The organism is Cellulomonas sp. P5_C6 (assembly GCF_054049635.1).
On the sequence record NZ_JBFULZ010000159.1, the window covers coordinates 1 to 9666 of the forward strand.

A 9666-nucleotide genomic window follows, 5' to 3' on the forward strand; every position below is an offset into this window, starting at 1 on the left:
ACCGGAGCCTGTGGGGCAGCGACCCGGACGACGCCGCGATCGACCGCGCGCTGGTCAGCGCGCAGGCCGACCACCTGGCCGACCGCCCCTGGTCCTCCCTGTCCGGCGGCGAGCGGCAGCGCGTGCACATCGCCCGCGCCCTCGCGCAGGAGCCCGACCTGCTGCTCCTCGACGAGCCGACCAACCACCTCGACRTCAGCGCCCAGCTGAGCCTGCTCGCGTTCGTCCGGGACCTGGGCACCACCACCATCGCGGCCCTGCACGACCTCAACCTCGCCGCCGCGTTCTGCGAGCACGTGCTCGTGCTGGCCGACGGCCACCTCGCGGCAGCCGGCCACCCGCGCGACGTCCTCGTGCCCGATCTCCTGCGCGAGGTCTACGGCGTGGAGGCCGACGTCCTCGAGCACCCCCGCACGGGTCGCCCCGTGATCGCGTTCCACGAGACGTCCCCCGATCCCAGGAGGCCTGCATGAAGATCACGGTCCTGTCCGGCGGGGTCGGCGGCGCGCGCTTCACCCGGGGCCTGCGAGCCCTGGTGCCCGACGCGGACATCACGGTCGTCGCCAACACCGGCGACGACATGTGGCTGCACGGCGTCCGCGTCTGCCCCGACCTCGACACGCTGATGTACACGCTCGGCGGCGCCGTGCACGAGGACCAGGGCTGGGGGCGCCGCGACGAGACCCGTCGGGTCAGCGACGACCTGCAGGCGTACGGGCTCGGCTGGGAGTGGTTCACGCTGGGCGACCTCGACCTGGCGACGCACCTGGCCCGCACCGAGCTGCTGCGTTCTGGGCTGCCGTTGTCGCAGGTCACGGCCCGTCTGGCGGAGCGCTGGGAGCCGGGCGTCACGCTGCTGCCCATGACCGACGACGAGGTGGAGACGCAGGTCGTCGTCGACGACGGCACGACGATGCACTTCGAGGAGTGGTGGGTCCGGCACCGCGCCGCCCTGCCTGCCCGCCGGTTCGTGCAGACGAACCTCTGGACGGCCGACCCCGCCCCGGGCGTCCTGGCGGCGATCGCCGACGCCGACGTGCTCGTCGTCCCGCCGTCCAACCCGGTGGTGTCCGTCGGCACGATCCTCGCGATCCCCGGCATCCGTGACGCCGTGCGCACCACGTCCGCGCCCGTCGTCGGGATCAGCCCCGTGATCGGCGGCGCGCCCGTGCGGGGCATGGCCGACGCGTGCCTGGCCGCGATCGGCGTGGAGACGACGGCGCTCGCCGTGGCCGAGCACTACGGCCGGCGCCCCGCCGGGGTGCTGGACGCGTGGCTGGTGGACACCGTCGACGCGGACGCCGTCGCGACCCTGCGCGAGGGCGGCTGGGCCTCGGCCGCGGTGGACACGCTCATGCGCGACATCCCGACGACCGCGCGCATCGCGGCCGACGCCCTCGCCCTGGTCGACCGGCTCCCCTGACGGGCGTCAGCCGAACGGTCGCTCCACCCGGGACGCCGTGACGACGCGGTGCACGAAGTCGAGCTTGCGGGCCACGGGCTCCGCAATGACGAACGGGTACAGGTCGCTCTTGCCCATCGCGCGGTTGACCCGGTTGAGGAACGTGGCGACGGGCAGCCAGTCGGTGAGGATCTCGTCCATCGTCGCGGCGGCATAGCCGGTCCGCGGACGCACCTCGCCGTCGGCCATCTGCGGGACGCCCTCGACCTGGAGCGTGAGCCCGCCCGCGGCCGCCGTCTGCAGGGTGCTCGTCAGGTGCAGGTAGTGGGCGAAGCACTCCGCGAAGTCCTCCCACGGGTGCATCGTCGCGTACTCGGAGATGAAGCTCTCGGCCCAGTCCCGCGGCGCGCCCGTGCGGTAGTGGCGGGCGATGGCGTCGCGGTACGACGCGCGCTCGTCGCCGAACACCGTGCGGCACTCGTCGATCCAGCCGGTCTGCTCGACCAGGATCCACTCGTAGTAGTGCCCGACCTCGTGCCGGAAGTGGCCGAGCATCGTGCGGTACGGCTCGCCCAGCCTGACCCGCAGGGCCTCCCGGTGCGCGTCGAGCGACTCCGCGAGGTCGATGGTGACGATCCCGTTGGCGTGCCCGATCCGCACGCTGGCCCCGTCGGACCGTGACGAGAGCAGGTCGAAGCCGAGGCCGCCCTGCTTCTCGTACCAGGGCGTGATCGGCAGCCCGAGGTCGGCCAGCTGCACGAGCAGCCGGCGCTCGTCGCCCGAGGTCGTGGCGAGCTTCTCCAGCGCCAGGGTGTCGGCGTTGTCGGGCCGCGTGCGGATCAACCGGCAGGCGAGGCAACGACCCGCCCCCGAGTCGGCCGCCGCGAGCCAGTTGCACCCCCACCCGCGGTTGGTGCACGGGAACCACCACGTGCCGTCGACATCGGTGCCCTGCGCCGGCGCCGGCCGCATGGTCAGCGTCGGCGGGTGGAACCCCATCTCGAGCCCGCACGCGTCGCACGCGGTGGTCTCGACGAAGGCGACGCTCGCACAGCGGGGACAGCGGTACAGGAGCACGCGCTGACGCTAACCCACCGGGTCTCGATCGAGGCCCAGCACCGCGCGCGTCGCGGGCCCGACGCCGAGCCGCTCGACCTCGATCAGGTCGTCCGGCACGTCGACGTCCCGCCGCACGGTCGAGGTGGCGGGAACCGTCAGCCGGACGTGCCCCGCCCGCTCGTGCGCGGCGGCGGAGCCCGCGCCGAACCGAGGCTCGAGCACGACCCCCGGCAGGGCCGCCAGGAGGGTCGTCCCGGTCCCGCCGGCGTCGGCGACCACGGCCTTGTCGTGCGCCCCCGCCATGCTCAGGGCGTCCGCCAGGTCGGCGGGCCGCAGCGCGGGCAGGTCGCCGAGCAGGGCCGCGACGCCCGCCTCCGGGTCGAGCACCGCGGCCCGGTCGATCCCCGCGCGCACGGCGTTGTTGAGGCCGCCGTTCGGGTCGTCGACCAGCTCGACGGACGCCGCGAGCAGCGTGCGCAACGCCGCGTCGGCGGTCACGACGACCACCCTCTCGACGCCCTCGGCGGCAGCAGCAGCGGCGACCGTGTCGAGCGCCATCGCGCGGACCAGCCGCTCGCGGGCGGCGTCGGACAGCGCCCCGGCCAGCCGCGTCTTGCCCGCGGCGGCGGGCTTCACAGGAACCACGACGACCCAGCGCACTAGCTGTAGTTCCCCGTGAGGTTGTGAACGCGGTCTGCGGGGACGGCGCCGCCGATGCCGGTGTGGGGTCGGTGGTGGTTGTAGTGGTGCAGCCAGGTGGCGTAGGTCGCGGCGCGGGCGTCGTCGCTGACGTAGGCCGTGGCGTAGGCCCATTCGGTGGCCAGGGTGCGGTTGAACCTCTCCACCTTTCCGTTGGTCTGGGGGCGGTAGGGCCGCGTGCGGCGGTGCTTGACCTCACCGAGGGCCGCGGCGAAGGTCCGCGACCGGTAGCAGGACCCGTTGTCGGTCATCACCGCACGGACCTCGACCCCAAAACTCGAGAAGTAGGCCCGGGCGCGGATCCAGAACGCCGCGGCGGTCTCCTTGCGCTCGTCGGTGAGGATCTCGGAGTAGGCCAGCCGGGAGTGGTCATCGACGGCGTGGTGGATGAACCGGTAGCCGCGTGAGGACGCGGCCCCGGCCCGGCCGGCGCGGTCTTGGGCGACACCGACCCTGCGCGCCTGGGCTGAACCGCGCCCGTGGACACGCCACCCGCCCCCGTCGGGGATCCGGCCCAGCTTCTTGATGTCGACGTGCACCAGCTCGCCGGGCGCGGCGGCCTCGTAGCGGTTCACTGCCGCCTTGCGGACCGGCAGACCGGTGACCTGGTCCACGTGCGCGAGCCGCGGCATCCGGTAACGGGCCAGGACCCGCCCGACCGTGGCCCGCGGTACACCCAGGTGGTAGCCGATGCGGTGCGGCCCCCAGCGGCGAGTGAACCGCAACGCCACGATCCGCCGCTCCAGACGCCGCGGGCAACGCCCCGGGGACCGGTTCGGACGTGAGGACCGGTCCGTGAGCGGCTCGCCAGCGCGATACCGGCGCGCCCACCTCGACGCGGTGGCAGGCGAGCATCGGAACCGCTCGGCAGCCCGCCGAACCGGCCACCCCTCATCGACGATCGCCTGAGCCAACCTGAGCCTGCCGGTCGGCGTCATCGGGGCATTAGCGTGGGTCACGAGGACCTCCGGGTGTTCGAGGCTGGTGTGGTAACCCCTTGAATACCGGAGGTCCTCGTCATCTGCCCAGGCCCACACCGATCACAACGTCCCGAGGAACTACAACTAGCGGAGCTTCAGTCCTCGCGAGTCCGTCCCGCCCGCGGAGAGCAGGATGATCCCGTCGATGAACGCCCAGATCGCGACGCCGATCAGCAGGAAGACTCCGACGAAGAAGATCACCGTCAGCCAGCCCACCACGGTCATCAGGAGCTGCGTCACCGCGATCCCGGTGTGACCGGTGTAGAAGCGACCGACGCCGAGCGTGCCGAGGAAGATCTGGAGGAGGCCGGCGACGACCTTCTGCTTGTCCGACAGCGGCTGGCCCGTGAACGGGTCGCGGCCGTACGGAGCAGCCGGGTCGGGCGGCGGGTAGCCGTACGGGCTCCCCGGCGGCGGGTACATCGACATGGCCAGACAGTAGCGGCGGACGCCCGGGGCGCGACGCGGGGCTCGCCCGCGCGGCAGGATGGACCAATGACGCTCTGGCTCACCGGCGACCCGACCACCGACCAGCTCCTGACCGACGACCCGTTCGCGCTGCTCATCGGCATGCTCCTGGACCAGCAGGTCACCATGGAGTCGGCCTTCGCGGGTCCCGCCAAGATCGCCGACCGCATGGGTGGCCTGGACGTGCACCGCATCGCGGAGGCGGACCCGGAGACGTTCGCCGCCCTGTGCGCGACACCCCCGGCGGTGCACCGCTACCCCGGCTCGATGGCCGGGCGCATCCAAGCCGTCGCGGTGGCCGTCGCCGCGGACTACGACGGCGACGTCACCCGCCTCTGGACCGACGGCGACCCCGACGGGCCGACCGTGCTGAAGCGGCTCAAGGCGCTCCCCGGCTTCGGGGATCAGAAGGCCCGGATCTTCCTGGCCCTGCTCGGCAAGCAGCGCGGCGTGCAGCCGGCCGGGTGGGCCGAGGCAGCCGGCGCCTACGGCGAGCCGGGGTCCCGACGCTCCATCGCGGACGTCACCGACCCCGTCTCGCTGGGCGAGGTCCGGGCCACCAAGCAGGCGGCCAAGGCGGCCGCGAAGGCTACTGCTGGTCCCTGAGCGCGTCCTTCCAGCCCTGCGAGTACGCCTCGGCGCTGCCCTGCTGGAACATGTCCTCGTCGCCGAGCCGCACCAGYACGCGCGCGCCCGGGCCGTCGTCGTCGGTCACCAGGTGCCCGAGCCCGCGCACGACCGCCAGCGGCCGCCCGTCGGCCTTCCCCTTGACCAGCTCGCCGGCGGACGCGATCTCGTCGGCCACCGCCGCCTGCGTCATGACCAGGGGGCGCCCGAAGGTGTCCACCTGACCACGCAGGTCGTCGAGCACGACGAGACCGGCCGCCCCGATCGCGATGTCGGTGACGCCCTGCCGCCACGGACGCCCGGCGGTGTCGGTGATGACGACGCCGATCCGCGCGCCGAACGCCTGGGAGAGGCCGGCCCGCAGCCGCCGCGCGGAGGCGTCGGGATCGACCGGCAGCAACAGCACGGTCCCCTCCGGCGTGTTGGAGGCGTCGACGCCGGCCGCGGCCATGACGAGCCCGAGCCGGTTCTCGACGATCCGCGTCACCCCCGAGGCGTGCTCGCGGGTGGCGACGACGCGCACGGTCTCGTCCGTGATCGCCTGCTCGCGGTCGTCGGCGGACACCACACGACCCTCGGCCTTGGAGACGACCTTGGACGTGAGCACGAGGACGTCGCCGTCGACCGGCGGGTCGTCGCGGAGCAGCTCGGTCAGCAGCGCCACGAGGTCGTCGCCGGGCGTGATCTCGGCGAGGCCGTCGGGGGCCCACACCCGCAGCTCGCTCATCGCACCAGCTTCGGCAGCACGTCCGCCCCGAAGGTCTCGATCCACTCGCGCTGGTTGCGCCCGACGTTGTGCAGGTAGATGCGGTCGAACCCGAGGTCCACGTACTTCTGGATCTCGGCGCGGTGCACGTCGGGGTCCGCGGAGATGACCATGCGGCCCTCGAAGTCCTCGGGGCGCACCAGCTTCGCCATCTGCTCGAAGTCGAACGGCGAGCGGATGTCGGCCTTGGGGAACTTCATGCCGCCGTTGGGCCACTCGTGCATCGCGTGCGCCAGGGCCAGCTCGTCGGTCTCGGCCCACGACAGGTGCAGCTGGAGGACCTTCGGCATCGCGTCCGGGTCCTTGCCTGCCTCGCGCGCGCCCTCGTCGAACTTGCCGAACAGCCCCGAGATCTTCTCCAGCGGCGCCCCGACGGTGATGAGCCCGTCGGCCAGCCGGCCCGCACGCTTGGCGGTCACCGGGCCGGCCGTCGCCACGAGGATCTCGGGCGCGACCTCCGGCATGGTCCACAGCCGCGTCGACTCCAGCTTGTAGAACTGCCCGGCGTGCTTGACGTCCTTGCCCGCGATCGACGCCGCGAACAGCTTCTTGATGATGTCGATGGCCTCGAACATGCGGTTGATCCGCTCGGGCGCCTCAGGCCAGTAGCTCGCGACGATGTGCTCGTTCAGCGCCTCGCCGGACCCCAGGCCCAGCCAGTGCCGGCCCGGGTACATCGCCGCCAGCGTCGCGGAGGCCTGCGCGACCATCGCCGGGTGCCAGCGGAACGTCGGCGCGGTCACGCCGGGGCCGATGTCGCCGGTGGTGCGCTCCCCGAGCGCCGTCAGCACGTTCCACAYGAACGCCGCCTGACCCTGCGCGGGAACCCACGGCTGGTAGTGGTCGGCCGCCATGACACCGGAAAACCCGTGGGCCTCGGCGTGGGCGGACAGGTCGACCGCCTCGGTCGGGTGGAACTGCTCGAGCATCGCCGCGTACCCGACCGTGAGGCCGTCCGCCGTGACCTGTGACATCAACGCTCCTGTGAGTGCGGGTCCCGCGGTGCTCCGCGAGGTCGTCCCCGATTCACCCTAACCGCGCGGCGGCGACGGGGAGCGCCGGCAGCTGCTCGCGGTAGAGCCAGTCGTCGAGCAGCGGCCCGACGAACATCCCGCTGACCTCGCTGGCGCACGCGACGAACAGCGCGGTGCTCACCGAACCGTGCCGGAAACGCGAGGCCCACGTGCGCAGCAGCGTGAAGAACGTCTCGTCGCCGATGGTCAGCCGCAGCGCGTGCAGCGTCAGGGCGCCGCGCTTGTACAGGCGGTCGTCGAACATGGCGTCGGGCCCGGGGTCGCCGATCACGAGGTCCTGCGGCAGCTGTGCGAGGCGGGCCCAGGCGGCGCGCGCGTGCCGGTCCGCGGTCCAGCCGCCCGACTCCTGCGACCACAGCCACTCCGCGTAGCAGGCGAAGCCCTCGTGCAGCCAGATGTCCTTCCACCGTGCGGCCGTCAGGCTGTTGCCGAACCACTGGTGGGCGAGCTCGTGCGCGACCAGCCGCTCGGACCCGCGCCGGCCGTCCATGTGGTTGGCGCCGAACACGGACAGGCCCTGCGCCTCGAGCGGGATCTCGAGGTCGTCGTCGGTGACCACCACCGTGTACCCGCCGAACGGGTACGGGCCGAACCGGCTCTCGAAGAGCTCGAGCATCTGCGGCTGGCGCCCGAGGTCGTGCAGCGCCGCGGCGCGCAGCCGCGCGGGGACCAGCACGTCCGCGCCCGCCCAGAGGCGCTCGTACCGGCCGATCTGCACGGTCGCGAGGTACGGCGCCATCGGCTCGGTCTGCTCGTACACCCAGTGCACGCGGCCGGCCCGCGGGGTGCGCGACGCCAGCCGCCCGTTGGCGACGACGTGGTAGCCGGCCTCGACCGCGATGCCGATCCGGAACGTGGCCTTGTCGGCCGGGCTGTCGTGGCACGGGAACCAGCTGGGCGCGCCGTCGGGCTGCCCGGCGACGATCACGCCGTCCTCGAGCTCCTCCCAGCCGACCTCGCCCCACGGCCCGCGCACGGGCCCGGGCTGGCCGCCGTACTGCACCTCGACCGCGAGCTCGGTGCCGGCGGGCACCTCCTGCCCGAGCCGGATCACCAGCCGGCCGCCGCGGTGGGTCCAGCGGTCGGGCCGTCGGCCGCCGACGAGCACGTGCGTGACCCGCAGACCCTGCAGCTCGAGGGCGACCCGGTCGAGGGGGCGGACGGCGCGGGCGTGCACCACGGCACGACCCGCGAGGCGGTTGGTGGCCACCCGGTACTCCAGCTCGAGGTCGTAGCGGGCCACCTCGAACCCCACGTCGGGCCGGCCCGGCAGGTACGGGTCCTCCGGTGGGCTGGTCACGCGGGAGCCACCGGGTTGCCGGTCCACCGCGACCCGGCGGGGATCGCGTCGCCGCGCAGCACGAGGGACGCGGGTCCGACGCGCGCGCCGTCGTCGAGGCTCGCCGCGGGCAGCACCACCCCGTGCGGACCGAGGCTCGCCCCGCGTCCCAGCACCACCGTGTCCATGCTCATCACCCGATCATGAAAGAGATGAGTCTGCAGGACACAGCCGCGGTTGACCGTCGCGGAGTCGCCCAGGGTCACCAGGTCGGCCTCGGGCAGCCAGTAGGTCTCGCACCACACCCCGCGGCCGATGTGCGCCCCGAGCGTCCGCAGCCAGACGGTGAGCGCGGGCGACCCGATCGTGGCGGGACCCATCCACGGCACCGCGACCGACTCGAGGAACGTGTCCGCGAGCTCGTTGCGCCAGATGAACGAGCTCCACAGCGGGTGGTCGCCCGCACGCAGCCGACCGACCAGCAGCCACTTCGCCGCCGTCGCCAGCGCGCAGGCGAGGGCCGCCGCCAGCAGCACGACGACCGGCGAGACCAGGGCGGCGGCGCCGAGCCCCGGGCCGTCCAGCACGGCCTGCAGCGCGAGCAGCACGAGGACGCCGAGCCCGAACGTGCAGATCACGGGCACGATCCGGCAGAGCTCGACGAGCGCTCGGGCCACGCGCAGGCGCGTCGGCGGCTCGAACGTGCGAGCGTCGTCGGACTCCCCCGCGACCCGGCGCAGCTTCACGGGCGGCGACCCGAGCCAGCTGGTGCCGGCGCGCGCGTCCTCGGGCGTCGCCGACAGCACGGCGACGAGCCCCCGCTTGGGCACCGTCCGGCCGGGCGCGATCATCCCGGAGTTGCCGAGGAACGCGCGCTTGCCGACCTTGCTGCGCTCGACCCGCAGCCACCCGTGACCCAGCTCGTACGAGCCGATGAGCGTGTCGTCGGCGAGGAACGCCCCGTCGCCCACCGACGTCATCGACGGGATCATCAGCGCGGTCGAGGCCTCGACGTCGCGGCCGATGTCGGCGCCCAGGGCCCGCAGCCAGACCGGGGTCGCCATGCTCGAGTAGAGCGGGAACAGGGTCGTGCGGGCGTCGTCCATGAGCCGCAGGRTCGCCCAGATCTGCCAGCCGGTCCGGCTGCGCACCGCGTGGTAGCCCTCGCGCATCCCGAGGGCGAGCAGCCGCACGGCGACGAGCGTGACGACGGCGAGCACGACGACCATCGTCAGGGCGCCGAGCGGCACCGCGCGCAGGGCGTCGGCGACGGCGTCCCCCCAGGTGAGCGAACCCCGCAGGGCCACGCCGACCACGAGCAGCCCGCACGCGGCGGCCACGACGGGCAGCGC

Annotated in this window: 11 protein-coding genes; 3 read left to right on the forward strand and 8 right to left on the reverse strand. The window is 73.4% G+C overall.

Going from position 1 to position 9666, the window contains the following annotated elements:
* Positions 1-473 (forward strand): ATP-binding cassette domain-containing protein (locus ACXJKG_RS15855; protein WP_456846709.1); only part of this gene is annotated, 473 nt, incomplete at its 5' end.
* Complete coding sequence (gene cofD / locus ACXJKG_RS15860; protein ID WP_456846710.1) at positions 470-1423, forward strand: 2-phospho-L-lactate transferase; 954 nt, start codon at positions 470-472, stop codon at positions 1421-1423. The genes ACXJKG_RS15855 and cofD, both read left to right, overlap by 4 nt.
* 6 nt (positions 1424-1429) lie before the next feature.
* On the opposite strand, the gene ACXJKG_RS15865 is transcribed toward cofD, so the two are convergent.
* The 4 genes from ACXJKG_RS15865 to ACXJKG_RS15880 all read right to left on the reverse strand — a co-directional run bounded on the left by ACXJKG_RS15865 (position 1430) and on the right by ACXJKG_RS15880 (position 4569).
* The gene (locus ACXJKG_RS15865) at positions 1430-2479 is read right to left on the reverse strand and encodes a zinc-binding metallopeptidase family protein (RefSeq protein WP_456846711.1); all 1050 of its coding nucleotides are present in this window, start codon (positions 2477-2479) and stop codon (positions 1430-1432) included.
* A 9-nt stretch (positions 2480-2488) separates the two neighbouring features.
* Complete coding sequence (cofC, locus tag ACXJKG_RS15870) at positions 2489-3106, reverse strand: 2-phospho-L-lactate guanylyltransferase (protein ID WP_456846712.1); 618 nt, start codon at positions 3104-3106, stop codon at positions 2489-2491.
* A gap of 14 nt (positions 3107-3120) precedes the next feature.
* Positions 3121-4119, reverse strand: coding sequence for an IS481 family transposase (locus ACXJKG_RS15875; protein ID WP_456846713.1), 999 nt, complete (start codon positions 4117-4119; stop codon positions 3121-3123).
* 105 nt (positions 4120-4224) lie between these two features.
* Positions 4225-4569: a TM2 domain-containing protein gene (locus ACXJKG_RS15880; protein WP_456846714.1), complete on the reverse strand. Its 345-nt coding sequence runs from the start codon at positions 4567-4569 to the stop codon at positions 4225-4227.
* Positions 4570-4635: 66 nt separating this feature from the next.
* Between ACXJKG_RS15880 and ACXJKG_RS15885 the strand changes: the two genes are divergently transcribed.
* Positions 4636-5214 carry an HhH-GPD-type base excision DNA repair protein gene (locus ACXJKG_RS15885; RefSeq protein WP_456846715.1) on the forward strand — a complete coding sequence of 193 codons (579 nt, stop codon included), beginning with the start codon at positions 4636-4638 and terminating at the stop codon, positions 5212-5214.
* Here ACXJKG_RS15885 and ACXJKG_RS15890 read toward each other — a convergent pair.
* The 4 genes from ACXJKG_RS15890 to ACXJKG_RS15905 all read right to left on the reverse strand — a co-directional run.
* Positions 5198-5962: a coenzyme F420-0:L-glutamate ligase gene (locus ACXJKG_RS15890; protein ID WP_456846716.1), complete on the reverse strand. Its 765-nt coding sequence runs from the start codon at positions 5960-5962 to the stop codon at positions 5198-5200. The two genes, ACXJKG_RS15885 and ACXJKG_RS15890, sit on opposite strands and share 17 nt — an antisense overlap.
* Entirely contained in the window at positions 5959-6975 is a 1017-nt protein-coding gene (locus ACXJKG_RS15895) for a TIGR03557 family F420-dependent LLM class oxidoreductase (RefSeq protein ID WP_456846717.1), read from the reverse strand. Before ACXJKG_RS15895 ends, ACXJKG_RS15890 begins: the two co-directional genes overlap by 4 nt.
* Before the next feature lie 52 nt (positions 6976-7027).
* On the reverse strand, positions 7028-8335 hold the full coding sequence (locus tag ACXJKG_RS15900) for a M1 family metallopeptidase (RefSeq protein ID WP_456846718.1): 1308 nt from the start codon (positions 8333-8335) through the stop codon (positions 7028-7030).
* Positions 8332-9666 (reverse strand): Pls/PosA family non-ribosomal peptide synthetase (locus ACXJKG_RS15905; RefSeq protein ID WP_456846719.1); only part of this gene is annotated, 1335 nt, incomplete at its 5' end. The genes ACXJKG_RS15905 and ACXJKG_RS15900, both read right to left, overlap by 4 nt.